The organism is Kribbella sp. NBC_00382 (genome assembly GCF_036067295.1).
Taxonomy (GTDB): domain Bacteria; phylum Actinomycetota; class Actinomycetes; order Propionibacteriales; family Kribbellaceae; genus Kribbella.
In genome coordinates this window covers 3,380,944-3,407,265 of record NZ_CP107954.1, presented here as the reverse complement: position 1 = coordinate 3,407,265, position 26,322 = coordinate 3,380,944, and the positions used below count along the sequence as shown (strand labels likewise).

31 protein-coding genes are annotated in these 26,322 nt (G+C 67.0%); 18 read left to right on the top strand and 13 right to left on the bottom strand.

Annotated features, from left to right (window positions below; genetic code table 11):
• The first annotated feature begins 121 nt into the window (after positions 1-121).
• Genes OHA70_RS16615 through OHA70_RS16590 form a run of 6 tightly spaced genes read left to right on the top strand, consistent with a single transcriptional unit; the run spans position 122 to position 6,163 of the window.
• Entirely contained in the window at positions 122-1,000 is an 879-nt protein-coding gene (locus OHA70_RS16615; RefSeq protein ID WP_328333464.1) for a 5-dehydro-4-deoxyglucarate dehydratase, read from the top strand.
• Positions 997-2,262, top strand: coding sequence for a glucarate dehydratase family protein (locus OHA70_RS16610; RefSeq protein WP_328333462.1), 1,266 nt, complete (start codon positions 997-999; stop codon positions 2,260-2,262). Before OHA70_RS16615 ends, OHA70_RS16610 begins: the two co-directional genes overlap by 4 nt.
• An 8-nt stretch (positions 2,263-2,270) precedes the next feature.
• The gene (locus OHA70_RS16605; protein WP_328333460.1) at positions 2,271-3,401 is read left to right on the top strand and encodes a hypothetical protein; all 1,131 of its coding nucleotides are present in this window, start codon (positions 2,271-2,273) and stop codon (positions 3,399-3,401) included.
• Positions 3,401-4,390 (top strand): hydroxyacid dehydrogenase, encoded by a 990-nt coding sequence (locus OHA70_RS16600; RefSeq protein WP_328333458.1) that lies wholly within the window; start codon positions 3,401-3,403, stop codon positions 4,388-4,390. Before OHA70_RS16605 ends, OHA70_RS16600 begins: the two co-directional genes overlap by 1 nt.
• Entirely contained in the window at positions 4,387-5,349 is a 963-nt protein-coding gene (locus tag OHA70_RS16595) for a D-2-hydroxyacid dehydrogenase (RefSeq protein ID WP_328333456.1), read from the top strand. The genes OHA70_RS16600 and OHA70_RS16595 overlap by 4 nt, the downstream gene beginning before the upstream one ends.
• Positions 5,350-5,395: 46 nt before the next feature.
• Positions 5,396-6,163 (top strand): polysaccharide lyase family 7 protein, encoded by a 768-nt coding sequence (locus OHA70_RS16590; RefSeq protein WP_328333454.1) that lies wholly within the window; start codon positions 5,396-5,398, stop codon positions 6,161-6,163.
• Positions 6,164-6,447: 284 nt separating this feature from the next.
• Here the strand turns inward: OHA70_RS16590 and OHA70_RS16585 are convergent, their stop codons facing one another.
• The 3 genes from OHA70_RS16585 to OHA70_RS16575 all read right to left on the bottom strand — a co-directional run bounded on the left by OHA70_RS16585 (position 6,448) and on the right by OHA70_RS16575 (position 9,743).
• A complete protein-coding gene (locus tag OHA70_RS16585) occupies positions 6,448-7,230 on the bottom strand; it encodes a YsnF/AvaK domain-containing protein (RefSeq protein ID WP_328333452.1) in 783 nt (260 codons plus the stop codon).
• 85 nt (positions 7,231-7,315) lie between these two features.
• Positions 7,316-8,728 carry an aromatic amino acid lyase gene (locus OHA70_RS16580; protein WP_328333450.1) on the bottom strand — a complete coding sequence of 471 codons (1,413 nt, stop codon included), beginning with the start codon at positions 8,726-8,728 and terminating at the stop codon, positions 7,316-7,318.
• Between the two features lies 1 nt (position 8,729).
• Positions 8,730-9,743 carry an ornithine cyclodeaminase family protein gene (locus OHA70_RS16575; protein WP_328333448.1) on the bottom strand — a complete coding sequence of 338 codons (1,014 nt, stop codon included), beginning with the start codon at positions 9,741-9,743 and terminating at the stop codon, positions 8,730-8,732.
• A gap of 134 nt (positions 9,744-9,877) precedes the next feature.
• On the opposite strand from OHA70_RS16575, the gene OHA70_RS16570 reads away from it, so the two are divergent.
• Entirely contained in the window at positions 9,878-10,585 is a 708-nt protein-coding gene (locus tag OHA70_RS16570) for a YqeB family protein (protein WP_328333446.1), read from the top strand.
• A 110-nt stretch (positions 10,586-10,695) separates the two neighbouring features.
• Positions 10,696-11,085: a pilus assembly protein CpaE gene (locus OHA70_RS16565; RefSeq protein WP_328333444.1), complete on the top strand. Its 390-nt coding sequence runs from the start codon at positions 10,696-10,698 to the stop codon at positions 11,083-11,085.
• A 193-nt stretch (positions 11,086-11,278) separates the two neighbouring features.
• On the opposite strand, the gene OHA70_RS16560 is transcribed toward OHA70_RS16565, so the two are convergent.
• Complete coding sequence (locus tag OHA70_RS16560) at positions 11,279-11,650, bottom strand: hypothetical protein (RefSeq protein WP_328333442.1); 372 nt, start codon at positions 11,648-11,650, stop codon at positions 11,279-11,281.
• A 26-nt stretch (positions 11,651-11,676) separates the two neighbouring features.
• The gene (locus OHA70_RS16555) at positions 11,677-12,387 is read right to left on the bottom strand and encodes a M15 family metallopeptidase (protein WP_328333440.1); all 711 of its coding nucleotides are present in this window, start codon (positions 12,385-12,387) and stop codon (positions 11,677-11,679) included.
• Positions 12,388-12,574: 187 nt separating this feature from the next.
• Between OHA70_RS16555 and OHA70_RS16550 the strand changes: the two genes are divergently transcribed.
• Together OHA70_RS16550 and OHA70_RS16545 are read left to right on the top strand one after the other, a co-directional pair.
• Positions 12,575-13,915: a sensor histidine kinase gene (locus OHA70_RS16550; RefSeq protein WP_328333438.1), complete on the top strand. Its 1,341-nt coding sequence runs from the start codon at positions 12,575-12,577 to the stop codon at positions 13,913-13,915.
• Complete coding sequence (locus tag OHA70_RS16545; RefSeq protein WP_328335144.1) at positions 13,912-14,649, top strand: response regulator transcription factor; 738 nt, start codon at positions 13,912-13,914, stop codon at positions 14,647-14,649. The genes OHA70_RS16550 and OHA70_RS16545 overlap by 4 nt, the downstream gene beginning before the upstream one ends.
• A gap of 333 nt (positions 14,650-14,982) precedes the next feature.
• Here the strand turns inward: OHA70_RS16545 and OHA70_RS16540 are convergent, their stop codons facing one another.
• A complete protein-coding gene (locus OHA70_RS16540; protein WP_328333436.1) occupies positions 14,983-15,324 on the bottom strand; it encodes an MmcQ/YjbR family DNA-binding protein in 342 nt (113 codons plus the stop codon).
• A gap of 133 nt (positions 15,325-15,457) precedes the next feature.
• Here OHA70_RS16540 and OHA70_RS16535 point away from each other — a divergent pair, with 133 nt between their 5' ends.
• Entirely contained in the window at positions 15,458-15,994 is a 537-nt protein-coding gene (locus tag OHA70_RS16535) for a hypothetical protein (RefSeq protein WP_328333434.1), read from the top strand.
• 38 nt (positions 15,995-16,032) lie between these two features.
• The gene (locus OHA70_RS16530) at positions 16,033-16,641 is read left to right on the top strand and encodes a hypothetical protein (RefSeq protein ID WP_328333432.1); all 609 of its coding nucleotides are present in this window, start codon (positions 16,033-16,035) and stop codon (positions 16,639-16,641) included.
• A gap of 50 nt (positions 16,642-16,691) precedes the next feature.
• On the opposite strand, the gene OHA70_RS16525 is transcribed toward OHA70_RS16530, so the two are convergent.
• Together OHA70_RS16525 and OHA70_RS16520 are read right to left on the bottom strand one after the other, a co-directional pair.
• Positions 16,692-17,129, bottom strand: a complete 438-nt coding sequence (locus OHA70_RS16525) for a DUF6069 family protein (protein WP_328333430.1) — start codon at positions 17,127-17,129, stop codon at positions 16,692-16,694.
• A gap of 23 nt (positions 17,130-17,152) precedes the next feature.
• Complete coding sequence (locus tag OHA70_RS16520) at positions 17,153-17,722, bottom strand: dihydrofolate reductase family protein (RefSeq protein WP_328333428.1); 570 nt, start codon at positions 17,720-17,722, stop codon at positions 17,153-17,155.
• A 139-nt stretch (positions 17,723-17,861) separates the two neighbouring features.
• On the opposite strand from OHA70_RS16520, the gene OHA70_RS16515 reads away from it, so the two are divergent.
• Positions 17,862-17,987 (top strand): hypothetical protein, encoded by a 126-nt coding sequence (locus tag OHA70_RS16515; RefSeq protein WP_328333426.1) that lies wholly within the window; start codon positions 17,862-17,864, stop codon positions 17,985-17,987.
• A gap of 3 nt (positions 17,988-17,990) precedes the next feature.
• Here OHA70_RS16515 and OHA70_RS16510 read toward each other — a convergent pair whose 3' ends face one another.
• Positions 17,991-18,506 carry an ester cyclase gene (locus tag OHA70_RS16510; protein WP_328333424.1) on the bottom strand — a complete coding sequence of 172 codons (516 nt, stop codon included), beginning with the start codon at positions 18,504-18,506 and terminating at the stop codon, positions 17,991-17,993.
• A gap of 144 nt (positions 18,507-18,650) precedes the next feature.
• Between OHA70_RS16510 and OHA70_RS16505 the strand changes: the two genes are divergently transcribed.
• From OHA70_RS16505 to OHA70_RS16490, 4 genes are read left to right on the top strand one after another with little or no spacing between them, the layout of a single operon-like run.
• Positions 18,651-19,688 (top strand): alpha/beta hydrolase, encoded by a 1,038-nt coding sequence (locus OHA70_RS16505; RefSeq protein ID WP_328333422.1) that lies wholly within the window; start codon positions 18,651-18,653, stop codon positions 19,686-19,688.
• Entirely contained in the window at positions 19,689-20,816 is a 1,128-nt protein-coding gene (locus OHA70_RS16500) for an MFS transporter (protein WP_328333420.1), read from the top strand.
• A gap of 41 nt (positions 20,817-20,857) precedes the next feature.
• Complete coding sequence (locus tag OHA70_RS16495) at positions 20,858-21,604, top strand: esterase family protein (protein WP_328333418.1); 747 nt, start codon at positions 20,858-20,860, stop codon at positions 21,602-21,604.
• A gap of 10 nt (positions 21,605-21,614) precedes the next feature.
• Positions 21,615-22,847 carry an ATP-grasp domain-containing protein gene (locus OHA70_RS16490; protein ID WP_328333416.1) on the top strand — a complete coding sequence of 411 codons (1,233 nt, stop codon included), beginning with the start codon at positions 21,615-21,617 and terminating at the stop codon, positions 22,845-22,847.
• On the opposite strand, the gene OHA70_RS16485 is transcribed toward OHA70_RS16490, so the two are convergent.
• From OHA70_RS16485 to OHA70_RS16475, 3 genes are read right to left on the bottom strand one after another with little or no spacing between them, the layout of a single operon-like run.
• Positions 22,844-23,176, bottom strand: coding sequence for a hypothetical protein (locus OHA70_RS16485; RefSeq protein WP_328333414.1), 333 nt, complete (start codon positions 23,174-23,176; stop codon positions 22,844-22,846). The two genes, OHA70_RS16490 and OHA70_RS16485, sit on opposite strands and share 4 nt — an antisense overlap.
• Positions 23,173-24,192 (bottom strand): serine hydrolase domain-containing protein, encoded by a 1,020-nt coding sequence (locus OHA70_RS16480; RefSeq protein ID WP_328333412.1) that lies wholly within the window; start codon positions 24,190-24,192, stop codon positions 23,173-23,175. The genes OHA70_RS16485 and OHA70_RS16480 overlap by 4 nt, the downstream gene beginning before the upstream one ends.
• Positions 24,193-24,228: 36 nt before the next feature.
• Positions 24,229-24,597 (bottom strand): ArsR/SmtB family transcription factor, encoded by a 369-nt coding sequence (locus OHA70_RS16475; protein ID WP_328333410.1) that lies wholly within the window; start codon positions 24,595-24,597, stop codon positions 24,229-24,231.
• A 60-nt stretch (positions 24,598-24,657) separates the two neighbouring features.
• Between OHA70_RS16475 and OHA70_RS16470 the strand changes: the two genes are divergently transcribed.
• Entirely contained in the window at positions 24,658-25,527 is an 870-nt protein-coding gene (locus OHA70_RS16470; RefSeq protein WP_328333408.1) for an amidohydrolase family protein, read from the top strand.
• On the opposite strand, the gene OHA70_RS16465 is transcribed toward OHA70_RS16470, so the two are convergent.
• Positions 25,513-26,295 carry an epoxide hydrolase N-terminal domain-containing protein gene (locus tag OHA70_RS16465; RefSeq protein WP_328333406.1) on the bottom strand — a complete coding sequence of 261 codons (783 nt, stop codon included), beginning with the start codon at positions 26,293-26,295 and terminating at the stop codon, positions 25,513-25,515. The two genes, OHA70_RS16470 and OHA70_RS16465, sit on opposite strands and share 15 nt — an antisense overlap.
• Positions 26,296-26,322: the final 27 nt, after the last annotated feature.

Here is a 26,322-nt window from a genome sequence, read left to right as displayed (position 1 = left end):
CGTCGCGCAGTACGAGGCATTCCGCAACCAAAGGCTGAGAAACCGCTTTCAGGCCAGGTCTTGTCAGCGGCGCGGCGCCGGACTAAGGTCCGATGGCAAACGCTTACCGAGAGGGCTTCCCATGCAGCTCGACCGACTCTCGTCGTTCCCCGTCACCGCCTTCGACGCCGACGGAGCACTCGCGCTCGGCGCCTACCGCGAGCATCTGCGGCACCAGATCGACGCGCGGCCGGCCGCGCTCTTCGCCGCCTGCGGGACCGGTGAGTTCTTCTCGCTCACCCTCGACGAGTACGCCGCCGCGGTCCGCGCCGCAGTAGAAGAGGCAGCCGGCGCGCTGCCCGTCTTCGCCGGTACCGGCTACGGAACCGCGATAGCCCGCCAGTACGCCGCTGCCGCACGCGAAGCAGGTGCGGACGGCCTGCTCGTCTTACCGCCGTATCTGATCAAGCCGTCACAGCAGGGACTGCTCGACCATTTCCGCGGCCTCGCGGCGACGGCCGGCCTGCCATTGATCGCCTATCAGCGCGACAACGCGATCTTCACCGCCGACAGCGCGGCCGAGCTTGCCCGGATCCCCGGCGTGATCGGCTTCAAGGACGGCTTCGGCGACCTCGACCTGCTGCAGCGGATCATGGCGGCCGCGCCGAACCTGACCTATTTCAACGGGCTTCCGACGGCCGAGGTGACCGCACGCTCGTACGCCGCGATCGGCGTGAAGGCCTATTCGTCGGCCGTGCACTGTTTCGCCCCGGAGATCGCGCATGCCTATGAGGCAGGTCTCGACGAGCTGCTAGCCGCCTTCTACCTTCCCCTGGTCAAGCTGCGGGACAAGGGTGCCGGGTACGCCGTTTCGCTGGTCAAGGCCGCCGTCCGGAGGCGCTTGACCGACGTCGGCTCGGTCCGGTCGCCGCTGACGGATCCGCTACCCGAACACCTGGAAGAGTTGGATCACCTGCTGGAGCAAGGTCTGACGCTCGTCCGGAAGAAGGCTGTCGCATGAAGATCACCGATGTCGTCATCACGCCGATCGCCATGAAGGACCCGCCACTGCGCAACATCCAGGGCCTGCACCAGCCCTACGCGCTGCGCTCGATCCTGCAGGTCCGTACCGACGAAGGCCTCACCGGACTCGGCGAGACATACGGCGATCTGGCGGTACTGACCAAGCTGCGCCAGGTGGCGCCCCGACTGGCCGGGCTGGACCCCTTCGACCTCAACGGGCTGGAGCGGATCGTCAGCGAGGCGCTCGGTTCGGCCGCCGGACTAGCGAACCACGGGCTGGTAGGCGAGGCGAGTGACGAGAAGACGCTCGCGACAGTGTTGTCGGCCTTCGAGATCGCCTGCTGGGATCTGCAGGGCAAGGCACTCGGCCGCCCGCTGGTGGAGTTGCTCGGCGGGCAAGTGCGCGACGCCGTACCGTACAGCGGCTATCTGTTCTTCAAGCCCGCCACGCACACTCCGCCGCCGGACTACGAGCCGGACAGTTGGGGTGAGGCGATGGATGCTTCAGGCATCGTTTCCCAGGCTCGCCGGCTGGTCTCGGAGTACGGCTTCAAGTCGCTGAAGCTCAAGGGCGGTGTGCTCCCGCCTCTTGAGGAGGCCGAGGTCATCCTCGCACTGCGCGAGGTCTTCCCGGATCATCCGCTACGCCTGGATCCCAACGCAGGTTGGACTGTGGAGACCAGTGTTGCCGTCGGCAAGAAGCTTGATGGCGTACTGGAGTATCTCGAGGATCCGACCGCGACGATCGACGGTATGGCCGCGGTGGCGCGCGAGGTTTCGATGCCGCTGGCCACCAACATGTGCGTGACCGCCTTCAGTCATCTGCCGCCGGCGATCCGGGTCGACGCCGTCCAGGTGATCCTGTCCGACCATCACTTCTGGGGTGGACTGCGCCGGTCGCGCGAGCTGGCCGCGATCTGCCGGACCTTCGGGATCGGCCTGTCGATGCACTCGAACTCGCATCTCGGCATCAGCCTCGCCGCAATGACCCACCTGGCCGGCGCGACACCGGAGCTGACCTACGACTGCGACACGCACTACCCGTATCTGGTGGAGGATGTCGTCGAGCCTGGGGTGCTGAACTTCGCGGACGGTGCCGTGAAGGTGCCGACCGGACCGGGGCTGGGGGTCGAGCTGGATCTGGATTCGCTGGGCCGGCTCGCTGAGCAGTATGAGAAGTGTGGTTTCGACACTCGGGACGACGTCACGCCGATGCGTGCGATCCAGCCGGATTGGAATCCGGCCATTCCGAGATGGTAGGGCCCGCGATGGTGAGGCATGGCGCGTTCGCCTACACCTGGGATCTGGTCGGCGATCCCGCCGCGGCCGCCCGCTTCGCGGATCTCGGCATCGACACCGTGACGCTGCAGGCGGCCTATCACTCGGTCCGCGCGACGACGGCCTGGCATCCATCGCATCGCGTGGTGCACGCGGACCACGCTGCCGCGTACTTCCGTCTGCGGCCGGAACGCTGGCGAGGTCTACGCCCGCTGGCTCCCACTTGGGGAGTCGACGACGAAGACCGCTTCGGTACTGCGTCCGCCGCGCTCGCCGCCGCCGGGCTTCGGACCGAGGCCTGGGTGGTGCTCACCCATTCGTCGGTGCTCGGGCGTTCTGAGCCTTCGTTGGCGGTGCGCAATGCCTACGACGAGGTGTTCAGCTATGCGCTCTGCCCGGCGCAGCCGGCCGTCCACGATTACGCGCTGACGATCGTGCAGGAGATTTGCGAGCAGTACGACGTGCCGGCGTTGGTGCTGGAGGCTTGTGGGTGGCTCGGGTTCGAGCATGCGAGTCAGCATGAGAAGACGTCGGGCGCGGATCTCTCCGCCTGTGCCCGGGATCTGCTGTCGATCTGCCTCTGCCCGGCTTGCGCTGCGTCGCTGGCCTTGGATGTTGGGGAGCTTGCGGCCGACATCAGGGCGGTTGTTGATCGAGAACTGCAAGAAGGGACTCACGCGGGCGCTGGATTGGCCGACGCGATTGGTGCTGAGCGGGCTTTGGAGATCTATCGGCATCGGCGGTCGGTGATCGGCGGGCTGGTCCGGGAGGCTGGTGGTTTGGCCGACGGGCGCGATGTGTTGCTGATGGCAACGGATGATCCGCAGGTGACGGGGCCGGATGTCGGGGTCGAGTTGAACGGGGTCGAGGTGGCGGCTTTTGTGTTGAAGTGTTGGGACGATGAGGAGGCGGCGATCTCTCGGATGAAGGCTGCTGGGACGCGTACCGGCGTACCGTTGGTTGCCAATGTCAACGCTCTGGGCGAGCGGCCGTCCGAGTTGCCTGGGCTGGTGGCGCGACTTGTTGCGGCGGGGGCGTCGGAGGTCCGGTACTACCACGCCGGGCTGGCGTCGCCCGCGCGGTTGGCGGCTATCCGTGCTGCGGTCCAGGAGGTGTCCTGATGCTCAACGGGCTTTATGTGATGGACCTCGCTCGCTTTCCTGATGTCTATGGCGACCAGGAACGTGCCGCTCTTGAGAAGCAGATCCGGATCGTCGCCCCACCGCTCGCTTCGGCTGAGCTGACGCCATCGTTGCTGGCCGACGTTGACGTGATCGTCACCGCTTGGGGCGGGCCGCGGCTCACGCCTGAGTTGCTGGAGGCCGCGCCGCGGCTCGCCTTGGTGTTGTACGGCGCCGGGTCGGTGCGGTCGATCGTCACGCCTGAGTCGTGGGCGCGAGATGTCCGGGTGACGACGGCCAACTCGGTCATCGCTGCGTCGGTTGCCGAGTTCACGCTTGCTCAGGTGCTCTACGCGTTGAAGCACGGCTGGCGGTATGTGCTGGGTGCTCGCTTCGGCGCCAGGTCATTGCCTAGGGCGACGAATGAGCCGGGTGCGGCAGGGTCGGTGGTCGGGTTGATGTCGCTCGGGGCGACCGGGCAGGCGACTGCGCGGCTGCTGGCTCGGCATGACCTCGTTTTGCAGGCCTATGACCCGTATGTCAACCCTGCTGTCGCGTCGGCTCTGGGTGTTCGGCTGGTGTCGCTGGAGGAGCTGTTCGCTACCTCCGATGTGGTCTCCCTGCATGCGCCGGTGCTGGACGAGACGCGCGAGGTGGTCAGTACTGCGCTGCTGTCGTCGATGAAGCACGATGCGACGTTGATCAATACCGCGCGGGGAGCGTTGATCGACGAGGATGCTTTGGTCGCGGTGTTGCGGGAGCGCGCGGATCTTTTCGCCGTACTGGACGTGACGGATCCGGAGCCGCCGTTGCCGGGGTCGCCGTTGTTCTCGGCGGCGAACATCGTGGTGACGCCTCACCTGGCCGGCACGCTGAACACCGAGCGTCGGCGGCAGGGGCAGTTGATGGCTTCGGAGCTGGCGAGTTATGTCGCCGGTGAGCCGTTGGAGCACGAGATCTTCGAGGCTGGGCAGGCGAAGTCCGCATGAGTCCGACCTTGGTGATGGTGCCGCCGCAGCGAGACAGTACTGCGGACTGGGCCGAGCGGCTGATGTCATCGGTGCCTGGGCTGACGGTGTTGCGGCCTAACGTGGAGGACGCGGCTGAGGCGCTGCGGACGGCGGATGCGGCGTACGGCGTACTGCCCGTTGAGTTGCTGGCGGCAACCACTCGGCTGAGGTGGTTGCAGGCGCAGCAGGCTGGGCCGCCGCCTGGGTTCTACTATCCGGAGCTGGTCGCGCATCCGGTGGTCGTCACAAACATGCGCGATACGTACACCGATCACGTCGCGACGCACACGATGGCCTTGGTACTGGCGTTGTGCCGTGGATTGCCACGCTATGTCCGCGATCAACAGGCTGCTGTGTGGAATCCAGACTGGGATCCGGAGGCGATCGTCTCCTTGTCGGAGGCGACGGCTCTGGTTGTCGGGGTCGGTGCTCTGGGCACTGAGATCGGGCGGCTGCTTCACGCCTTCGGCGCTCGGGTGACCGGGATCGATGTGCGTCCCGGTGATCGGCCTGGGTTTGCTGAGGTGCTGCCGGTTGAGGCGTTGGATGAGCAGTTACCTGGTGCCGACTTGGTGATCCTGACTGTGCCGCACACGCCGGATACCGAGGGGATGATCGACGCGCAGCGGCTCAAGCTGTTCAAGGCGTCGGCGTTCTTCGTCAACGTGGGTCGCGGGCCGACCGTTCAGCTCGACGCGCTCGATGCGGCGCTGTCGGCTGGTCAGTTGCGTGGGGCGGCGCTTGACGTGTTCGAGGTCGAGCCGTTGCCGGCGGGGCATCCGTTGTGGCGGCGTCCCGAAGTACTGATCTCTCCGCATGTCGCTGGAGTCGGGCCTCATGAGGCGGAGCGGCGGTTCGCCGTACTGCTGGAGAACGCCCGGCGGTTTGTTGCCGGTGACCCCTTGATCAATGTCGTCGACAAGTCGAAGTGGTTCTGAGAGGAACACCAGATAGCTCTACTTCCGCCCCCGAAGGAGTTCGACCATGCGTGGTATCCGCCCCCTTGCTCTTGTGTCCACTGTCGTCGCGAGCGCTGCCCTGCTGACCGCCGGCGCGGCGTCCGCAGTACAGGCTGCTTGTACTTATCCGGCGCAGGTTCTGGATCTGACGCGCTGGAAGGTGCAGTTGCCGATCGACGACCCGGCGCAGTCCGGTACCCAGGTGCTGCAGGTGACCCGGCCGCGGCTGAACACCTATGTGCTGTCGCCGTGGTTCAAGCCGACGACGTCGTGTGAAGGTGTGCAGTTCCGCAATGCGGTGAACGGTGTGAAGACGCCGAACACCACCTACGCGCGCTCCGAGCTGCGCGAGATGAAGACCGACGGCACCACCGAGGCGATCTGGTCGTCGAACGTGGGCACGCACACGATGGTGATCGACGAAGCGATCAACCACCTGCCGAACACCAAGCCGCAGGTGGTCTCCGGCCAGATCCACGACGGCAACGACCGCTCCACCTTCCGCCTCGACGGCAAGGCGCTGTACGTCACCCGCGACAACGACACCCACTACAAACTCGTCAACAGCAACTATGTCCTCGGCACCCGCTTCCAGGCGAAGTTCGTGGTCAGCAACGGCTCGATCAAGGCCTACTACAACGGCGTCCTGCAAACGACGATCCCCGTCATCTTCACCACCGGCTACTTCAAGGCGGGCGTCTACACCCAAGCCAACTGCGACAACTCCACCCCCTGCAACACCACCAACTACGGCCAAACCACCATCTACGGCCTGTCGGTAAGCCACAGCTAACCACCACACCGACCGCCGACCTACGGTCGACGGTCGGCAGTAGCCGGACGTCGTCCAGCCTCTCGTCACAACTAGGACAGTGCGCCACCGGGAGCCCGACTACCTCCCGGTGGCCCGCACCCACCCCACACGTGTGCGCCCCACCCACACCAGCCTCAGCACACCCCACGGCGCTCCCCCACCCACAGCGCACGTGGGCCCGGCCCACACAACCCGGCGGTCGGCCCTGCCCACACAACCCGGCGCTGCAGCCCCACGGGGGCTGCAGCGCCGGTGAGGTGGAGTTAGTGCTTGCGGGGGTTGGTGGTGTCGTCTACTTCGATCTGTTCCTTGCGGACGGTGTCCTTGATCTGCGTCTCCTCGTGGACCGTCTCGGTCTCCAGGCCGACGCGCTCGACGGCGACCGTCTCCTTGGCGACGACCGGGCGTTCCTCGTGCAGGACCACCTCGCGCTCGTCCTCCTGGATCTTGCCGGTACCAGGCTCAGTGCCGGTCATCGGCTCCCGGACCACGCGAACCTCCTCATGGCTGACCGGGACAGTGATCTGCTGCTCCTCGGTCACCACATGCTTCTGCAACCGCACCCGACCGGTCTCAACCGTCTCGGTGCCCGCGCGCAACTGCTCCTCGGACCGGATCATCGACTCCTGACCGGCCATACCCTGCCGTGCATCCTTGCCCATGCTGTCCTTGCCCTGGGCATGCTTCGCGTTCTGCCCGTCCATCCCCGGCTGGCCGTTCATGCCCGGCGTACCGGTCTGCAGGTTGTAGTGGCGGTAGAGCTCAGCGGCCTCCGCCTCGGACAGGTGCCCGTTGTCGTCGATCCGCGGGGCGTCCTTGATCACGTCCTTGTGGGCGCCGACGTGCAGCCCGTCCTGCTCGGTGTGCGCACCCGTCAACGGGACAAAGGATTCCTTGCTGCCGAACAGCCCGGTCTTCACCGTCACCCACTCGGGCGCCCCGGACACATCGGAGGCGTAGAGGTGGGACGCCGTGCCGACCTTGTGGCCCTCGACGTCATATACGTCCTGCCCCATCGCCCGTTCCAGCTCCTGCGTGGTGCTCATCGGAAACCATCCCCGTTCTCGTTGTCTTCGGCAACTGCCGTCCACCGCCGAGTACCCGGAGCGACGATCAACAAACAAGGAGTAGTCAGACGATGTGTTCGAGCAGGTTGGCGATATCAACGCCGAACGGGCGGTCAGCGACGATCGGCGGTACTACGTTCGCGACCTCACCGAGAAGACCCTGTAACCCTTCTGGGACAGGACGTTTCGACAACGCGAAGGCCTGATGCACCGCGAGCAACTCGCACGCCGTCACCTCACGCGTCAACCGAACCGCTTCAGCGAGTACGCCGACCGCCTCCCAACTGAAGCTCTGCACATCCTCCTGCCCGTTGGACGTCTCGAGCGCACCAACCGCCGACGGCATCGCCAGCCTGCGCAGATAGTGGCTGGTGGCAACGGCTCTCTTGTGCACAGTCACCAACCCAGCTTGCGGCCCCGGCTCAGCCGCCAACTGCGCCGGCAACCCGGTCACCGCCGGATCCAGCAACCGATGAATCCGAGCCGTCGAAACCTCAGCCGCATGCGCCAACGCGGCCACCAGCTGGTCGCAGTGCGCCGCCAGATCAATCCCATGGAATCCCGCAGTACCAACAAACTCCCCACCAATAAACGCCGGCGAGTCCGTCACCCCCACAAACCCCCGCTCCACAGCCTCCTCCAGCCGCCCAACCGCCCGCCGCACCTGCGCATTAACCTGCCCCACCACCCGAAACGAAACCGGCGCCTGCAAACTCCGCGGCTCCTCCTCAGGCCCAGCCGCATCCAGCACCCGCGCCAACTCTCCAGCCAGCAGCTCATCCCCCCTTCCACACAAGACGTTGTACGGATCGCGGTTGGCCCCCACCACCGCAATCGCCCCAGCAGCAACCAGGGTCAGCTTCTCCACAAGCTGCCAGGCAATCCCAACCTGCAACCAAGCCCTTCCAGTAGCCCCCGGAATCCCAGCCAGCAAAGAGATCCCTTCCTTTGACCCAAGCTCAAACGCAGGCAGCTTTCCCTCTGCCGGTACTACGGCGCCGCCCTCAAGCAGTGAGCCGATGCCGACCAACGGGCCGAAGGCGTGGGCTAGGGGGATGATTTCGCCGGCTGAGCCGGCGCCGGAGGAGGGGATGGCGGGAACCAGGCCGCTGTTCAGCAGGGCTACTAGTTGTTGGCACAGCTCAGGAGAGACGCCGGCGTCGCCGGTCAGGAGGGTTTTCAGGCGGGCGATTACTACGGCTCGTGCCTCGAGTGGGGGCAGCCAGGGGGCGCCGCCGGCGGCTCGGGCTAGGAGGAGGTTGTGTTGGTGGATGCTTTGTTCGTCGGAGGTGAGGCGGATTTTGCTCATGGCGCCCATGCCGGTGTTGACGCCGTAGACGGGGGCGCCGGTCGCCAGGGCCGTGAGGACTGCTTCGCGGGTGGTGGCGAGGCGGGTGAGGAGGTCGGGTGAGAGTTCCAGAGGATCGGAGGACAGGACGTGGTCGAGAGTGAGGTCGGCGGCCGAATCGATCAGCATGTCAGTGGAATCTGAGCATCGTGCCGACGTCGGCTGACTCGGCTCGGCGGAGGATCAGGTGGGCGATGGCTACGTCCAAGAGGGACAGACCTCGGTGCCAGAAGAGGTTGCGTTCGGCATCGGATTCGCGGCCGGGTTTGTGGCCGGCGACGATCTGACCTAGTTCGGCGTACAGGGTCTCAGGTGACAGGCGGCCGGTGTCGACGTGCCGGCGGAGGGCGCCGAAGGTACCGGATTGGGCCTCGCGCCAGTCGTCGACGACCACCTTGTCCATCACGTCCAGCAGGTCTAGCTCGACGGCGCTGACCGTTCCGTAGGGGACGACGAAGGCGCCGGGGCGCACCGCAGCAGTACGGAGCAGCGGCTCGGGCTCCATTAGCCTCGTCGCCTCGACGATCACGTCGGCGCCGTCGAACGCCTCCTCCGCGGTCGCGAAGACCCGTACCGGCGTGGAGAGCTCCGATGACAACTCCGCCGCGAACTTCTCCCGCGACTCCGGCCGCCGCGACGTCACCCGGATCTCGTCCAGGTCGAAGAGGTCGTCGAGCATCGTGACGTTCCACCACGCAGTACCGCGAGCGCCGGCATGCGCCAGCACCTTGCTGTCCCGCCGGGCCAGGTACCGCGCACCCACCGTCGTCATCGCGCCGGTCCGCGCGGCCGTGATCATCGTCGCGTCCAGCACCGCCAGCGGTACGCCGGTAGTCGGATCGAACAGCGTCGCCATCGCCAGCTCGCTCGGCAACCCGACCTGGTAGTTCGGCACGAAGTCGCCGACCACCTTCACCCCGCTGATGCCGTGCTCACCAAGCCGATTGAGGTGCCCGCGCAGCACGTTGAAGTGCCCGATCCCGCCGTTGTCCGGCATCAGATGCACCCGCGGCTCGAAGCTCGTCTCGCCCTCGCCGTGATCGCGCACGGCCGCCTCGACCGCGTCGACGATCTCCAGCCGGGTCAGCCCGAGCGAGTCGATCTCGGGACCGGACAGGAAGCGCAGCCAGATGCCATCAGTCATGTCCAGCATCGTGCCACCCGCGTCCGAACCGGCCAGAAAGCGACCAAGGAACGGTCAGCCCGCTACCAAAGTCACCCCGTACGCCGCCCGCGCGCTGCTAATTTCGGCCTCATGCGGCCGGAGCGGAGCGGGAGATGAGCACGGATTCCACCACGAAGACGGTGATCGGTCACTCCACGACCGACAAGCTCGTCCTGTACGGCGGGCTGCCGCTGCTCGGGCTGGTCCTCGGCTTCTTCCTGCCCCGGATCGCCGACTGGGCGGCCAGGCAGCAGTGGGTGCCGTTCCAAGGTCCGTTCGAGCTCATCTCGCGATGGGACGGCTGGTGGGTGCTCGTGATCTGTCTCGCGATCGGACTGCTCGGCGGGGTCCTGCTCGCGGCGATGGCACTGGAGGACACGCTCAAGACGACGATCAGCAACACCGAGGTCGAGTTCCTGAAGAACCAGCGGACCACCCGGGTGCCGCGGGAGAAGGTCGCGGTCGCGTTCCTGGACGGCAAGGAGATCGTGCTGCAGGACAGCCGGTCGGCGGAGTTGGCCCGGGAGAAGCACGATGAGCTGGGCGCGGGGCCGCGGAAGGCGATTCCGGCGGCGTTCCGCGCTCACGGGTACCCGTGGTCGGATGCCGGTGATCCGCATGGGAGCGAGTTCCGGCGCTGGGTCGAGGACGATCCGGACCTGCTGCCCGCGGCGAACGCAGTACTGAAGGCTCGGTCGAAGGCGTTCGACCAGGGCGACAAGGGCAAGGCCGACCTGCGAGAGCTCCGGCTGGAGCTCGCCAAGCTCGACTACGTCGTCCGCGACCGCGACCGAAAGCAGTACTGGCGGTCCACCCACTGACGCTCGGACTGTCGCCCGCAGTCCGGTCGATGACGCCCGAAGTCGACCGCAGCGGTCCGGCTGGTGACACGGGCATTTGATCCCTTGGCGTGCGGAGGGACGATGGAAGCGTGATCACGGTTGAGCAGGCACGGAGGTTGCGGAAGGCCGGGGCCTTGTGGGTGCCCGGTGCCGGCGACCGGTTCGTCGTACCGGACCGGGAGATGGACGACGATGTGTTCGTCGTCAGCGACATGACGGTTGAGGTGCACGACTACCCGGGCGGCAAGGTGATCGGGTTCAACGGCACGACCGAGTGGGCGCTCGACAGCATTGAGCAGCGGGAGGTGATCTGGCTGCCGCGCGAGGAGCAACTGCGCGCGCTGCTCGGCACCCACTTCCAGCAGCTCGAGGCGGTACCGGGCGGCTATGCCGTCGTACTGACCGAGGGCCGCCGCTACCCGTCGGACGACGCCGAGCAGGCGTACGCCGAAGCCCTCCTCGCACTCCTCAACGGCTGACCGAGCCACCCGTCGACGGCTGACCGAGCCCTCGACGGCTGACGGTCCCGAGGGGGTTGCGCCACAACGGTGCACGGCCGGCCAGGTCTGGGCGGGGCCCCTCAGCAGCGCCCGTACCTGGCCGGCCGTGGCCGGTGGCACAACCCCCTCCTTTCAGTGATTTCGTTTCATCGGACTACCTGGGAGAAAAGTCTTAGCGGTTCAGTGCCGAACGCAGCTCGGCCGCGCGGTGGGCGACCCGGTCGCGCGAGGCGATGCTGAAGCCCTGCGCCTGCAGCTCGAGGATCGCGGTCGCCTGCAGCTGGCTGACGCCGAGCAGCTGACGGATCCGGAGCACGGCGGTCAGCCGGTCGGAGGCGCCGTCGATCGTCCGCAGTACCTCGGTCCGCCGCTCGAACGCGGTCAGCACGCCCTCGTAGATCTCCAGTTGCGTGTGCGCCGACCGATCCGGCTCGACCTGCTCGTCCTTGGCGGCACCCCGGATCACCTGACGCCACAGCGTCGGTACGGAGTGGCGGTTGCGGTTGGCTCGCCGGGTGGCCGGCAGGGCATATGTCATCGTCATCAGTTGCGCTCCTGATTCGGTGGTGGTCAGCCGAGCTCGGCGGCTGAGCTGGTCTGCAATGGGGGGCACTTCCTGCCGGGCGCCCGCAGCGCCTCGAAGTGCCATGGCTCGTTCTCATAGACGCGGCAGATCCCGTACTTCCAGCCGACCCGTTCCAGCCACGCCATCGCCGGCTGCGGAGCGATGTCGACGGCCCGGCCGTGCACGTGCTCCGACTTGTCCGGCGGCAGCACCCAGCGGATGGCTGCCTTGTACGACCCGTACTTCTGGAGCGCCTCGTCGAAGAGTCGTTGCTGCTTGGTGGCGCTGCGGCGGCCGGAGTTGATCCGCATCGGCACCCCTTGAGCCTTCGCGACGGCCATCGCCTTGCGCAGCCGGCCGCGCAGGACAGGGCCGAGGCCCTCGATGCTCTCCTCGGAGTACTGCGTCTTCTCTTCGTTGCGGCTGGATTTGGTCGCCTCGGGCGACGGCGTCTTCTTCGGCTTGGACTCCGACGTCGGCGTCTCGACCGGCGCCGCCGTCTTCCTGACCGGCTTGCGCGTCGGTGGCGCCGGTGGCGGTGAGCCGTTCGGCCCGCCCGCGACCACCGGCTGCTTGTCGGCGTCGGAGTCGAAGGACAGCAGGTCGATCACCTGGGCGTGCCAGATCAGCAGCGAAGCGACGACAACCACCCCGGTGACAGACAGCAACCGGGCTCGCACCGAGAACGGGCGACGCGGCGGCAGGTCGTTGGTCATGGGGTACAGCCTCTCGGTTCGGCGGGTTCGCCACATCGGTCCCAGGGACCGTCTCGGACAGCCTTAAGTCGGACCTGGGTATCAGGTCCGACGCCCGGTCTCATCCAAAAGTTGGAGAAAACCACCCCTCCTGGCGCAGGAGCCGAAAATTGTCACCCACGACTACGCTCAGCTAGGTGACGGCAAGGTGAGCTCATGGCGACGGCTTCAGGCGTGGCAGCAGGACATCCTGCTGGCCGCGCTGGTCGGCGTTGTCTGGTTCGCCGGGCTCGCGGTGATCAACAGCAGCATCCTGCGGCCGAAGAATCCGAGCGTCTCCGTGGTCACTGGGATGTTCCTGGTACTGACGATCGCGATCGCCCGGATGGTGCCGCGGATGACGCTGCTCATCGTGTCGATCTGCTATCCGCTCGTCTACGCGGCGGCGGAGACCGGGCTGGCGGAGCAGATCGGGCTGAGCATCTTCCGCGCGCCCGCGATCAGCGACGCCGCGTTGCAGTCGGAGCTGCACCTCGTACCGTTGCTGGTGATCGGTTATCTCGCGGCAGCGAGCGGAGTACGCCGGTTCACCTGTCTGTTCTTCACGATGGGCAGCCTGGCCGCGCTGATGATCGGGCTGCCGGCCGTCGTCGCGATCGTGATGAGCCACGCCCCGCCCAGCGTCTACAAGTACGGCGATCGCTACGCGGGCCTCCCCCGCGACCCCTACAGCCTGTACGACTACATCGACCTGTCCCTGTTCGTCTTCGCCGAAGCCCTGATCTGCGGCATGGTCCTGCTCGGCGCCAACGCGCTGCGCCGGCGCAAGAGCCTGCTGGTGATGGAGCAACGCAACACGGCCCTGGTCCGGCTCCGGACCATCGAGGCCGAGCGTGCCGCGGCGGCCGAGCGGACCAGGATCGCCCGCGACCTGCACGACGTCGTATCGCACCACATGAGCGCGGTGGTGATCCGTGCGCAAGCGGCAGACCGCGTCGCCGACCAGAAGCCAGAGGCACTACGGGAGGCCGTACGGTGGATCGCCGCCAGCGGCCGCGAAGCGCTGACCGCGATGCGGGAGACCGTGCGAGTGCTGAACACCGCCGCGCCGGGCGCGAGTGCGTTGACCGCGCCGGTACCCGACCTGGCCGACGTCGCGCGGATGGGCGACCGGCTCAAGGCCGTCGGGATCGACGTGACCATGCAACTGCCGACCCGCAGCCGGCAGCTCACCTCGGCCACCGACCTGACCGCAGTACGGATCATTCAGGAAGCGCTGACGAATGTGATGGTGCATGCGAAGGCCACTGCCGCGCATGTGAGCTGGCAGAGTGGACCGCAGGGTGAGTTGCTCACCATCGACGACAACGGCAGCGGCGGGCCACCGCCGGTGAACGTGCTGGAGACCGCCCGGCGGCAGGAGAGCGGCCGCGGCAACGGACTGATCGGAATGCGCGAGCGCGCGCACGCGAGTGGCGGCACACTGACCGTCGCCGCCGGACCACTGGGTGGATGGAGAGTGCAGGCATGGTTGCCGCCGCAGAGGTGACGGAGAAGATCAGGATCCTGGTGGCCGACGACCAGGGCGTGATCCGGATGGGCCTGGCGATGATCCTCGACCACGAGCCCGACCTGACCACGGTGGCGCAGGCCGGCGACGGCGAGGAGGCGATCCGGATGATCGCGCAGTACGACCCGGACGTCGTGCTGATGGACATCCGGATGCCGGTGATGGACGGGCTGGAGGCGACCGAGCGGATCACCAAGGCCGCGAAGGAGTCCGGCCGGAATCGGCCCGCCGTGCTGGTGCTGACGACCTTCGATGACGAGGCCTACGTGCTGAGCGCAGTACGGGCTGGTGCTTCGGGATTCCTGCTCAAGGACACCGATCCGGATCTGCTGGTGTCGGCGGTGCGGGCGGTGCATCGCGGCGACTCGTTGGTCGACCCGGCGTCGACGCGGGTGCTGCTCGAGCGGTGCGTGGAGCTGGAGCGGCAGGTCGGCAGCGGTCCCGCCGACTCGGCGCCGGCGCCCGCCGGACGCTGGGCCGGGCCGCTCGCGCAGTTGAGTGAGCGCGAGCGCGAGATCCTGGTCTGGATGGCGCGCGGGCTGTCCAACCGCGACCTGGCGACGAAGCTCTTCGTCAGCGAGACCACGGTGAAGACCCACGTCAGCAGCGTGCTGTCCAAGCTCGGCCTGTCGAGCCGGGTCCAGGCGGTCGTCGTCGCCTACGAGGCGGGCGTCGTCCGGCCCGGCGAGGCCGAGGTGCGCTGGGAGGGCTGACGGTCAGGTCAGCAGGTCGTGCTGGCCTGGCGTCAGGTCAGCCAGGCTGCGCCGGCGTCAGCTCAGGAGGTACCAGCCGCCGATGGCGGCGGCGATGAGCACGACGATGGTGAGCAGTTGAGCAAGTAGCGACGCCTGGCGGCGTTGTGGCAAGAAGTCCCCGGTCATACCTTCAAGCCTGCCGGGGAAAGCCTGGGTTTCCATCCTCCCCGGGAACGGTTCGGACGTGACTCAAGTCGCCCCCTGGGAGCCCCGGAATCATCCCCAGGGATGACAACCGATCCCGCCACCCCTACCGCGAAGCGGCTTTTGTTGCCCTAGGCCCCCGTTTGGTCACTCGCCGAAGTATTCGGCGGCCACCTTTCTGGGCACGCACATCCGCCAGGCCTCCAGGATGAGCTCGCGCAACTCCTCCTCGTCGAGCACGGCGAGGTTGACCTCGATCCACTTGTACCGCTCGTCGGCCTTGCTGGGCGGCAGGAACTTCTCCGGGTACGCCGCGATCGCCGCCGCGCGCTCCTCCTTCGGGAAGCCGATGCCCATCTGCTTCTCGTCGCGGGACAGCGCGAGGTACACGATCCGCCCGACCCGGAACTTGATCCGGTCGCGCACTATGACCTCATAACTGCGCGGCAACCCCTCGGTCACCGCCCGGATGTCGTCCAGATCGACCATTTCGCCTCCGGTTTTGCGCAAACCACCCCTGATGTCACAACTGCGTCGCGGTGACTTTACAGCCCGACGTCGTCAAGGGCTGTCAGTGTTCCCGGCATTGCCCGGTGAGAGCGCTCCCGCTAGCGTCCGGGAAATGAGGCAAATGACAGCGAGAAAAAGAATTTCGATCGCCGGAATCAGTATCCTGACATTGGCCGCGACAATTCCGGCAATTCCATCGGCACAGGCGGCCGAGCCGTCCGCCCGGCATTGCGTGGGTGATTCCGCCGGTACGACACGGTGTTTCGGCACGCTCGCCGAGGCGCTGGACTCCGCCCGTACGCAGGTAGCGCAGAAGAATGCGCGGCTGGCCTCGACGAAGGGTGCGGAGCAGGCTCAGGGCGAGGTCATCCAGGGCACGTTCTTCGACAACCGCGACTATGGCGGCGACTCCTACACGGTGGTCGGCGCGGGTCTGTGCGACGGGTCGGACGGCGTGATCAATTACCAGTTCAATTTCCCGCCGGAATGGCACAACCGGATCAGTTCGGTACAGCCGTGGGCGAACTGCAAGATCTGGCTGTATCCGGAGAACGATCTCGGCGGTGATCGCGACGGGCCGTTCAAGACGAACACCGGCTGGGTCGGCACCATGCTCGACGACCGGACCGCGTCCGTCGGCTTCAGCTGATCCCGCATCCCTTTCCGACACAGTGAGGAAGTAGAGCCATGCCAAAACATTTTGCCGCCATCACCACCGCCGCGCTGCTGGCCGCGGCGACCACACTGACCGCGGCTCCTGCCTTCGCCGCGGACGGGCCGACCGGTCGCGAACTACTGGAGAAGTGCGACAACGGCACCGATACCTGCACCTTCCATCCGTACGGGCCGCCGGAGACGTTCCGCGGCGACGTGCACCAGGTCGGCGACACCGTCTTCAACTGCACGGCTGATCTGCAGCGCTCGACGGTGAAGTGGTCCGAGACGACGGGTGAGTCGAACAGCTTCGGGGTGTCGGTCTCCGCGGAGTACGGGTTCTCCGAGGTGTTCAAGGTGTCGATCGAGACGTCGTACCAGCACACCTGGGAGACGTCGAGCACGGTCGGCCAGGACGACAGCGTCGATGTCCGGCCGGGCGAGAAGGGCTGGATCGAACGGGCGACCGAGATGAGCCGGGTCAAGGGACAGTACGAGATGCACTTCCCGGACAAGTACTACGACCACTACATCTGGTACCAGGAGTTCGAGGCGGTGGGCCCGGTGAAGGACGCCAAGGGCCTGATCACCAAGAAGACCGCTCCGATGACCGCCGACGAGAAGTCCCAGCACTGCGGGTAGTACACAGCAACCGCCGCCCGCCGCTTCCTGCGGTGGGCGGCGGTTTGTTGTCAGGCACGTAGGCGGCGGGCGATTGTGGGGATGACGATGGCGGCGGCTACCAGGTGGGTGGTCATCAGGACTGCTTTGGTGGAGATGTCTGCGTCGGCGAACAGGTCGGGGATCCAGGAGAGGACGGTGAGGGCGACGGTGGCGCGGAGCCAGGAGGTGCGGGGGCTGGCGGCGTACCGGCGGATCAGGAGGGCGATGCCGAGACCGAGGGTGGCGAAGAGGACGGTCATGGTCGCGAAGCCGGACGGGGGGATCCGGTTGCCGGCGAGGGCAAGGCTGGCTCCGGCGGCGTGACCGATGGCGGAGACCGCTGCCGTCGCGGCCGCGGCGAGGACCGTGGCGATGGCGCCGTCCCGCAGCAGCGATCCCATCGACGGCGCGGAGGTCGAGGAAGCGGACATGGGGACTGCGGTGCGGGTGATTCGGGTGGTGGACATGGTGAGCTCCTTGGCGGTGGGGGTCAGGCGGGGACGTAGCGGAGGGTGAGGATGCCGGAGTCGTAGGCTTTCGACTCGGTGAGTTTCAGGTCGGCTCGGTGGAGCAGGTCGGTGAAGAGTGAGCGACCGTTGCCTAGGGCAACCGGGTACAGCTTGAGCCAGTACTCGTCGATGACGTTGTGGCGGACGAACTGCTGGGCGGTTTCCACGCCGCCGAAGAGGACCAGGCCCTTGCCTTCGGTTTGCTTGACCGCCTTGATCTCTTCGGGGATGTCGGCGGTGGCCAGCCGGTCCTTCGGCGAGAGCAGACCGGTCAGAGTGCGGGAGAAGACCAGCTTCGGCGTCTCCACCATCCAGGTCGCGAAGTCGACCAGCTCCGGCGGACTGTCCGGATGCGTCGCCTGGGCCGAGAACGCCTCGTTCAGCTGGTGGTAGGCCTTGCGGCCGGCGATCATCGTGTCCACCTCGGCCCGTAACCGCTCGGTGAACTCGACGTTCAGCTGGTGGTCCATCGACATCCAGTCCAGCTCGCCGTCCGGTCCGGCGATCGCGCCGTCCAGCGTGATGTTGCTGACCAGGATCACTTTGCGCATCGGGTGCCTCCTCCGTCGTCGGCCCCGGCGATCGGTCGGCCGGGTTACCTGCGACGAGCCTCGCCGATCCACCCCCGGGTCGTCGTCGTCAGATCTGGTGACATCGCGGTCCGGATTCGCACATCACAAGGACAGGGAGGTGCCGGTACCGCCGACAGCGAGCCCGGTACTGGTGGGCCGCTCGGCCGAGCACGCGGCGCTCGTAGCGGCGTACGAATGGGTCCGCCAAGGCGAGGCAGTGACCGTACTGGTGTCCGGCGAGTAGTACTTACGAGCGGCGGGCTTTGCGGAGGGCGAGGAGCATTCGGATCAGGAAGACCGGTGTCGGGGGAATCCAGCCCAGCTGCATCGCCTGGCCGAGGTCGTCGCGGTTGGCCCAGTGTTCGATGACCTTGCCGTCCGCCAGCCGGAACCAGTGCGACTGGGTCACGGCGAAGGTCTTCCCGGTGGGTGGGAACGCCTGCGCCGCGCGCCCGTTCTCGTCGTACGTGACGAAGGGGCCCGTGTGCCGGCCCGACATCGTCGCGTGCAGGACAACCAGATCGCCCTCCACCACGGCATCCTCGATCGTCCAGCCGAGGTCGGCGTACGCGCCGCGCAGCCACACCGCGGTCGCGTAGTACGCCTCCGGCCCGCGGCCACGGCAGGCGAGTGGCTCGTCCACAGCCATCCGATTGGTCGCCTCGGGGTGGAACAGCGAACGGAAGTCCTCCAGCGAGCCGTTCGCCATCACCATGAGTGACTCGATGGCAACGTCCTTGGCCGTCAGTTCGGTCGATGTCATCGTCGTACCTCTCCAGATCAAGTGTTGTCAGCATCACTTTCCTGCCCCCGCGCAGCGTGCACAACGGTGGCGAGGTGCCTATCTCGGGCCCGCCGACTGCCCATACCGGACGATTCGGACGCCGGAAGGCCGTACCGTGGTCTGATGCCCGAAGCAATCGTGAGCGCGGTCGAAGGCGCTGAAGTGGTGTTCCGCCTCGGCGACCCCGAGCACGCGTTCACCGGCGTCCGGTTGTGGGAGGAGCTCGGGCTCGCGGCCGAGCAACTCGAGTTCAAGCCGGTCGAGTACGGCTGGGAACTGCGGCTGCCGCGGCCCTCGGTGCACCGGATGGAGTACCTCTTCGACATCGCCGGCACCGGCATGCGGACCGACCCGACCAATCCGCGCGTAGTCGGCGGCGCGTTCGGCGAGCACTCCTGGCTGCCGCTGCCCGGGTACGTCGAGCCGGACTGGATCACGATCGAGCCGATCGCGTCGAGCCTCACCCCACTGATCATCGACCCGACACCGGTGGGCCCGATCGACGTCCTGCTCTGGGCGCCGGACGGGATCGCGCCCACCTTCGAGCTGCCGTTGCTGCTGGCCCATGACGGACCCGAGTTCGCCGCGTACGCCGGGCTGACCCACTACGTCGGCGCCATGGTTGCCGACGGCACGCTGCCGCCGCTGCGGCTGGCCCTCATCCGGCCGAGTTCGCGCAACCTCTGGTACGCCGCCAATCCGGAGTACGCGGAAGCCCTGACGCAGCACGTGCTGCCGATGCTGACCGCGTCGTACCGGAGCAAGAAGCCGGTGTTGATGGGTGCGAGCCTCGGCGCGCTCGCCGCCCTGTACGCCGAATGGCACCACCCCGGCACCTTCGCCGGACTGTTCCTCCAGTCGGGGTCGTTCTTCACGCTCGACACGGACCCGCAGGAGTCCAAGTTCGAGTACTACGCCGAGGTCACCGCCTTCGTCCACGAAGTACTCGATACCACCGCGTTCCCGAGCAACCCAGCGATCTCGATGACCGCCGGGACGCCCGAGGAGAACGTACACAACAACCGCGTGATGGCCGCCCAGCTCACCAAGCTCGGCCTGCAGGTCGCCTTCGACGAGACCCCCGACATGCACAACTTCACCGCCTGGCGCGACGTGCTGGATCCCTGCCTGACCAATCTGCTCAACCGCGTCTGGGCCTGAGTGCTCAAAACGCTCGCGGGGTTCGGTGCGTTCGGCCTCTTCTGGGGTGCCTGGGGCGCGGTCCTGCCCGCGGTGAAGGCCGAGGCAGGCGTCACCGACGCACAACTGGGCGGTGCGCTGCTGTGCGTCGGCCTGGGCGCCCTCTTCTCCATGCGCTTCACCGGCTACCTCATCGACCGGTACGGCGGTGTGGTGCTGCCCGTAGCCGTCCTACTGTTCGCCGCCTGTGGCGTATTGCCCGCACTGGCCGGCTCAGCCGTCGCACTGGGCGGTGCACTCTTCCTGCTCGGCGCTACCTCAGGTGCGACCGACGTAGCCATCAACGCGACCGGCTCCGCCGCCGAGGCCGCCAGCGGCAAGCCACTAATGAACCTGGCCCACGGCCTCTTCTCCATCGCGGTAGTCGTCGCCAGTCTCAGTACTGCGGCCCTCCGCGCCGCCGGAGCCGGTGCACTGCCGGTACTCGGCGGAGTATTCGTCGTAGTCGCTCTGGTGGTCGCGCTAGTCCTCGCACCCGGCTCAACCAAGATCAGGCCGGTAGTGCAGGGCAAGGCGCCTCGCAGGCTCGAACCGGCCCTACTGGTCTTCGGTGGTCTCTGCGCCCTCGCCTTCGTGGTCGAGAACGCCTGGCAGAGCTGGAGCGCCGTACACCTCGACACCACTCTCGGTGCGGCACCGGCACTCGCCTCCAGCGCACCAGCCGTCTTCGCAGCCGCCGCAGCCACGGGTCGACTCACCGGCAACGTCCTCCTGCGTCGCCTGAAGCCAGCTCAACTCCTAGTAGTCGGTGGCGTCATCGCAGCCCTCGGTAGCACATTAGCGGCCGCAGCGGGCAGCCCCTGGCTGGCACTGGTCGGCATAGCAGTCGCAGGCCTCGGTACGTCGGTCTGCGCGCCCACGATCATCAGCATGGCCGGCGCCTGGGCCGGTCCTGAGCGGCGAGCCAGTGCCATCTCCACCGTCACTACGATCGCCTACCTGGGCTTCCTGCTCGGCCCGGCCGCCGTCGGTGCGGCGTCCAGCGCATGGTCGTTGCCCACGGCATTGGGTGGGGTCGCAGTACTCGCTGTAGTCGTCGCCGTCCTCGGCCCAGTGGCAGGACGCGCTGGGACGAGGCAAACGAGGTAAAGACATGGCAAGGTGGCGACACTAGGACAGGGGTGAGGCGCATGGAGCGTGAGCAGGTTGAGCTGGATGCACCAGGGCTGGATCGGCCCGGCACACTGATCCGCTACGGGCACTACGGCCGCCCGGTGCTGGTGTTCCCGAGTGAGCAGGGCCGGGCCTGGGACTACGAGAACAACGGCATGGTCGGGGCAGTGGCCGACCTGATCGAGGCCGGCCGGGTCAAGCTGTACTGCGTCGATTCGTACGACCATGTGAGCTGGTCGGACCGCAGCATCCCGCTGGAGGAGCGCGCGCGACGGCATGGGCTCTACGAGTCGTGGATCCTCGACCACGTCGTACCGGCGATCGGTAGCGACACCCCGGGTGCGTCGGACATCATCACCACCGGCTGCAGTCTCGGGGCCTTCCATGCGCTCAACTTCGCGGTGAAGCGGGCCGACCTGTTCCCGATCGCGATCTGCCAGTCGGGCAACTACGACGCGGCCAGCTGGCACGCCTGGGGCGAGCGCGGCGACGCGACGTACTTCAACAACCCGATCGACTACCTGCCCAACCTCGAGGGCGACCACCTGGAGTGGCTGCGCCAGCGGCTCTTCCTGGTGCTCACGGTCGGCCAGGGCGACTGGGAGACCCACCCGACCGGTTCGCTGCCATCCGCGCGCGCCACTGCCGAAGTACTGGCTGCCAAAGGCATTCCCCATGAGCTGGACCTCTGGGGATACGACGTAGCCCATGACTGGCCCTGGTGGCGCAAGCAGCTCGCTCATCACCTGCCCCGATTCTGCTAAGGAGTCCCACGTGTCTGACCGCTCTCAGCATCTGATCGGGTTGTTGCTCGGCGCCGAGGAGGACTGGCCGCAGGCGTTCGAAGCGCTGTTGCGGCGGGTCGGCCCGGTCGAGGCCGGCGGGACCACCCACGAGTTCAGCACCGACCGGCTGACCATCGAGCCGTTCGACCTGAACGATCCGGTCCGGGTCGAGCTGGTGATCGACCGGCTCGCCTACTGGTACTACCACCCGCGCGAGTGGCTGAAGAAGGCCGCGCTGATGAACGGCACCTACCTGCTCAACTCGCCGTTCACCTTCCAGGCGATGGAGAAGCACAGCGCGTACTGCGCGATGCTGCGCCTCGGCCTGAAGATCCCGCGGACCGTGCTGGTGCCGTTCAAGAACCCGGTCGACAACGTGCGCTGGGCGTACACGTCGGAGAAGTACAACAAGCCGTTCGACCTGGACGCGATCGCCGACGACCTCGGCTACCCGATGTACATGAAGCCCTTCGACGGCGGCGGCTGGCGCGGCGTCTCCCGGATCAACAACCCCGACGACCTGCACAAGGCGTACGACGAGTCCGGCGAGATGCTGATGCACCTGCAGGCCACGGTCGAGTACGAGAAGTTCGCCCGGGCGCTGTCGATCGGCGCCGAGACGATGGTGATGGACTTCCGCCCGGACGAGCCGATGCACAACCGGTACGCCGTCTCGCACGACTTCCTCAGCCCGTCGGCCGGCCACCAGGCGGTCGCGATCAGCCGGATCGTGAACGCCTTCTTCGGCTGGGAGTTCAACTCCTGCGAGATGCTGGTGGCCGGCGACTCGGTGCACCCGATCGACTATGCGAACGCCTGCCCGGACGTCGCGATCACCTCGCTGCACTACTACTTCCCGTGGGCGATCAGCGCGCTGGTGAAGTGGTCGGTGTTCTCGCTGGCGACCGGCCGGCGGACCAAGGTCGACCTGCACACCGAGCGGTACTTCGCGATCGCGGACGACGAGTCGCTCGACTACGACGCCAAGCTGGAGGGGTACCTCGCGCTCGCCGACGAGTACTTCGACACCGCGAGGTACCACGAGTGGTGCGCGGAGAACCTGACCGACTTCGACGCGAAGCTGGTCGACTGGGTCTCCGGCGACGACTTCGACCGCATCCTGCGCGAGACGGTCGCGGCCACCTATCCGGCCCACGAGCAGGAGAAGTTCCTCGCCCACTTCCGCGGCCTGACCGGCCTGTGGGTGACCGACCAGGGTTAGACCAGCAGAGCCAGCAGTGCCGCGGCGATGATCAGTTGGATCGTCGCGGAGACTGCGCGGCGGCGTGGGCGGGTGGGTCTGAGCCAGGGGAGGTCTGGCCAGGCCCAGCCGGAGTACGCGGTGGCCGCGGCCATCAGGGCGAGGGCTACCAGCCAGAGCCAGGGCGGAAGTTCTTGCCAGTTGGTGATGGTACGGGCGAGGAGCAGGAAGAGGACGCCTGCCACCAGGGCGATCAGCAGGTCCAGGCGGTCGCGGAGCTTTCTGGTGTGGATCTGCCAGAGGGCGACCAACGGGTAGCCGACGGCGAGGGCGATCGCGAAGTACTTCATGACTGGTCCGCCAGGAGCTTGGTGGCGAACTCGTCGACATCGGCGGCCACGTCGGACAGCACCACGACCGCACGCTTCTTCTCGAGGTCCAGACCGACGAAGGAGCGATAACCGCCGGTACCGCCGTTGTGCCAGACCATCTTGCGGTCGGTACCGGCCAACGGACTCGTGAGCCAGAAGTAGCCGATGCGGTCGCCCTCCTCGAAGTCGCGGATCGGAGCCAGGGCCTCGACTCCGTTGCCTCGGAGCATCGCCTGGGCGAGCAGGGAGAGGTCGCCTGCGCTGGAGACGATGCCCCCGGCCGGGGCGTAGCCGTCCTGGATCCACGGCTGTTCCTTGCGCCCGCCGGAGCTGTAGCCGGCCGGAGCCGCGTCGTCGATTGTCGTTGGTACGTGGGTTTCCTGGAGGTCGAGTGGCTGCAGCAGCCGCTCGCGGAGGAAGTCCGGGTAGCTCAGGCCGGCTTTGCGCGCGAGGGCCTGGCCGAGCAGGGCTGCACCGACGTTCGAGTACGCCGGTTGGCCGCGGCCGCCCGCGTCGGCTTTGGCCTGGCTGATCAGGTCGTCGACGGAGTACGGGTACGGGTTGCCCGCGTCGAGGGTGGTGAGCAGGCCGCGCGCCACGTCGAGCGGTTTGGTCGATGTCCTCGGAAGGCCGGAGTAGTGCGTCGCGAGGTCTTCGAGAGTCGCCGTTGCGACCTCGGCGCCGTCGAGTGGGAGCAGGGTGCCGACCTGGTCGTCGAGCTTGACCTCACCGCGGTGGATCGAGTTGGCCAACAACAGCCCGGTGAAGCCCTTGCTGATCGAGCCGACCTCGAACGGGCTGTGCTCGTTGGCACCGCGGCCCGCGAACGTCAGCGAGTTGTCGCCGATGACAACTACTTCCAGCCGGTGGCCGGCGCCCTTGTAGTGCTGGTCGATGTAGGTCTGGAGTTTGTTGTCACCCGTCCGGGCCGACTCCAGTTCGATGGTCCGCGGCCGCACCAGCCAACCTCCGGCCACGACAGCTAGCGCGACCACGATGGCGATCCCCGCGCTAATAGATACTTTCAAGTCTTACCTCTGCAGTGCTTCCAGGATTGCCAGAAGGGCGACCACACGAGGTGGCGGGACGGCGAAGGTACCGCGACTAGGACTGTGGAGCCAGCCCTCAGCGGTGAGTTGCCGCAGGTGGTGATAGATCTGCCCACTAGTCCCCAACCCGTCAACCTCGCTCAACGCACTGACGGTGTTCCTCCCCCGGCTGATCTCCTCCAGCAAGGTCAGCCGCACCGGACTCCCCAAAGCCCCCAGCACCCCTGCAAGCTCCGCCCACCCGGCCCGCTCTCGCAGCGCCTGTTCCGGGGGTGTGGACGACGCGGCGGATTCCAGCGCGGCGATCCGCGCCTCCAGCTCTGTGAGCCGGTTATCCACAGGGTTCTCCACATTGTGGATAGTACGTAGTTACGTAGCTATTGCAAGTACCGGCGGACGTAGGGTGGCGGCGTGCGTGATGACGAGGTGCCTGGGTGGTGGCAGCGGCTGGGGCTCGACGGGCTGGTGGACGTGCATGTGCACTTCCTGCCGGATCGCGTGATGGACGCCGTCTGGGGCTACTTCGACCAGGCCGAGGAGCACTACGGCACCGCCTGGCCGGTCACCTACCGCACACCGGTCGCCGAGCGGCTCCAGACGCTGCAGGACCTCGGCGTACGCCGGTTCCCCGCACTCGTCTACCCACACAAGCCCGACATGGCCGAGTCGCTCAACACCTGGGCTAGGGAGTTCGCGGCGACCACACCCGGCTGCGTCTCGAGCGGCACCTTCTACCCCGAGCCCGGCGCAGCGCAGTACGTGAAGGAAGCTCTGGAGCTGGGCACCCGGATCTTCAAGGTGCATGTCCAGGTCGGCGACTACGACCCGCGCGACGACGAGTTGGACTCAGTGTGGGGTCAGCTGGCCGAGTCCGGCGTACCAGTGGTCGTCCACTGTGGCTCCGGCCCGATCCCTGGCCGCCACACCGGCCCCGGCCCAATGGGCGACGTACTTCGCAAGCACCCCCGCCTCACCGCGGTCATCGCCCACCTGGGCATGCCGGAGTACGCCGAGCACCTACAGCTCGCCGAGACGTACCCCAACGTCCACCTGGACACCACGATGGCCTGCACCCCGTTCACCGAGGCGCTGGCGCCATTCCCCCGCGACCTGCTCCCCCGCTACAAAGCCCTCCAGCACCGGGTAGTCCTGGGCTCCGACTTCCCCAACATCCCGTACCAGTACGCAGTACAGCTAGAAGCCCTGGAGCAACTCGACCTAGGCGACGACTGGCTGAGAGCCGTCTGCTGGGAGAACGGCAACCGCCTACTCGGTGGGTAGGTGAGCAGCAAACCAAGCCAAGGTCAGCCCGGTCAGGATCTCGTCGCGGTCGACGAGCAGGTCGACCAGCTGCGCATGCCAGGCGAGCAGCGCAGTACTGAGCACCAGCGAGGAGACCTGCTGCCGCTCGTTGAACGCAGTGAGGTTCTCGTTGAACCAGCGGACCTCTGCAAGCTCGACCGCATCCAGCCCGCGCTCCTGCGCCTGCCGTTCGGTGACCTCCGTGTACGCCGGTGTCCCGGCCAACCCGTTGCGGTCGTCACCCACCCGGTAGTCGTGGTACCCGAGCCGGCACATCAGCTCGTCCCAGCCAGCGGCCGTCCGCCGACTCATCGAGCCTTCGCCCTCGCCTGCCAGCGCCGTCCAGGCAACAGACGGGATGACCAGGTGGTAGCGGCCCTGCGCCTCGTACGGGAGCGCAGTAGAGAGTGCATCCATCACGCCACTCGGCCAGGCATGCGTCAGCAGCACCGGCTCGGCATCCGGGTTCGCCGCCCGCAGGTGCAGGAAGTGCACGAACTGCCCGGCGATCTCGGTCGTGTAGTGGTCGTAGGTGTTGAGCCGGTTCTCGTGCGCACGCCAGTCGTAGCCGGTGACCCAGTAGTCGACCAGCTCGTCGGCATAGGCGGCCGGCACGATCCGGTCGAGCCCGGCCGCGATGTAGTCGCCGCTGTCGCGGAACGTCCGCAACCGCCGGTACAGCGAGTCGAGCTCCGCCTGCGGCACCCGCAACCGCAGCCGCTTGATCTCGGCTGTGCGCTCGGTCATCACTCGATGAACCTCCTAGATCTCCCC

Coding starts and splice junctions, on each gene's coding strand:
- OHA70_RS16615 (WP_328333464.1), top strand. CDS start 122: ATGCAGCTCGACCGACTCTCGTCGTTCCCCGTCACCGCCTTCGACGCC.
- OHA70_RS16610 (WP_328333462.1), top strand. CDS start 997: ATGAAGATCACCGATGTCGTCATCACGCCGATCGCCATGAAGGACCCG.
- OHA70_RS16605 (WP_328333460.1), top strand. CDS start 2,271: ATGGTGAGGCATGGCGCGTTCGCCTACACCTGGGATCTGGTCGGCGAT.
- OHA70_RS16600 (WP_328333458.1), top strand. CDS start 3,401: ATGCTCAACGGGCTTTATGTGATGGACCTCGCTCGCTTTCCTGATGTC.
- OHA70_RS16595 (WP_328333456.1), top strand. CDS start 4,387: ATGAGTCCGACCTTGGTGATGGTGCCGCCGCAGCGAGACAGTACTGCG.
- OHA70_RS16590 (WP_328333454.1), top strand. CDS start 5,396: ATGCGTGGTATCCGCCCCCTTGCTCTTGTGTCCACTGTCGTCGCGAGC.
- OHA70_RS16585 (WP_328333452.1), bottom strand. CDS start 7,230: ATGAGCACCACGCAGGAGCTGGAACGGGCGATGGGGCAGGACGTATAT.
- OHA70_RS16580 (WP_328333450.1), bottom strand. CDS start 8,728: ATGCTGATCGATTCGGCCGCCGACCTCACTCTCGACCACGTCCTGTCC.
- OHA70_RS16575 (WP_328333448.1), bottom strand. CDS start 9,743: ATGACTGATGGCATCTGGCTGCGCTTCCTGTCCGGTCCCGAGATCGAC.
- OHA70_RS16570 (WP_328333446.1), top strand. CDS start 9,878: ATGAGCACGGATTCCACCACGAAGACGGTGATCGGTCACTCCACGACC.
- OHA70_RS16560 (WP_328333442.1), bottom strand. CDS start 11,650: ATGACGATGACATATGCCCTGCCGGCCACCCGGCGAGCCAACCGCAAC.
- OHA70_RS16555 (WP_328333440.1), bottom strand. CDS start 12,387: ATGACCAACGACCTGCCGCCGCGTCGCCCGTTCTCGGTGCGAGCCCGG.
- OHA70_RS16540 (WP_328333436.1), bottom strand. CDS start 15,324: ATGGTCGATCTGGACGACATCCGGGCGGTGACCGAGGGGTTGCCGCGC.
- OHA70_RS16535 (WP_328333434.1), top strand. CDS start 15,458: ATGAGGCAAATGACAGCGAGAAAAAGAATTTCGATCGCCGGAATCAGT.
- OHA70_RS16530 (WP_328333432.1), top strand. CDS start 16,033: ATGCCAAAACATTTTGCCGCCATCACCACCGCCGCGCTGCTGGCCGCG.
- OHA70_RS16525 (WP_328333430.1), bottom strand. CDS start 17,129: ATGTCCACCACCCGAATCACCCGCACCGCAGTCCCCATGTCCGCTTCC.
- OHA70_RS16520 (WP_328333428.1), bottom strand. CDS start 17,722: ATGCGCAAAGTGATCCTGGTCAGCAACATCACGCTGGACGGCGCGATC.
- OHA70_RS16510 (WP_328333424.1), bottom strand. CDS start 18,506: ATGACATCGACCGAACTGACGGCCAAGGACGTTGCCATCGAGTCACTC.
- OHA70_RS16505 (WP_328333422.1), top strand. CDS start 18,651: ATGCCCGAAGCAATCGTGAGCGCGGTCGAAGGCGCTGAAGTGGTGTTC.
- OHA70_RS16495 (WP_328333418.1), top strand. CDS start 20,858: ATGGAGCGTGAGCAGGTTGAGCTGGATGCACCAGGGCTGGATCGGCCC.
- OHA70_RS16485 (WP_328333414.1), bottom strand. CDS start 23,176: ATGAAGTACTTCGCGATCGCCCTCGCCGTCGGCTACCCGTTGGTCGCC.
- OHA70_RS16465 (WP_328333406.1), bottom strand. CDS start 26,295: ATGACCGAGCGCACAGCCGAGATCAAGCGGCTGCGGTTGCGGGTGCCG.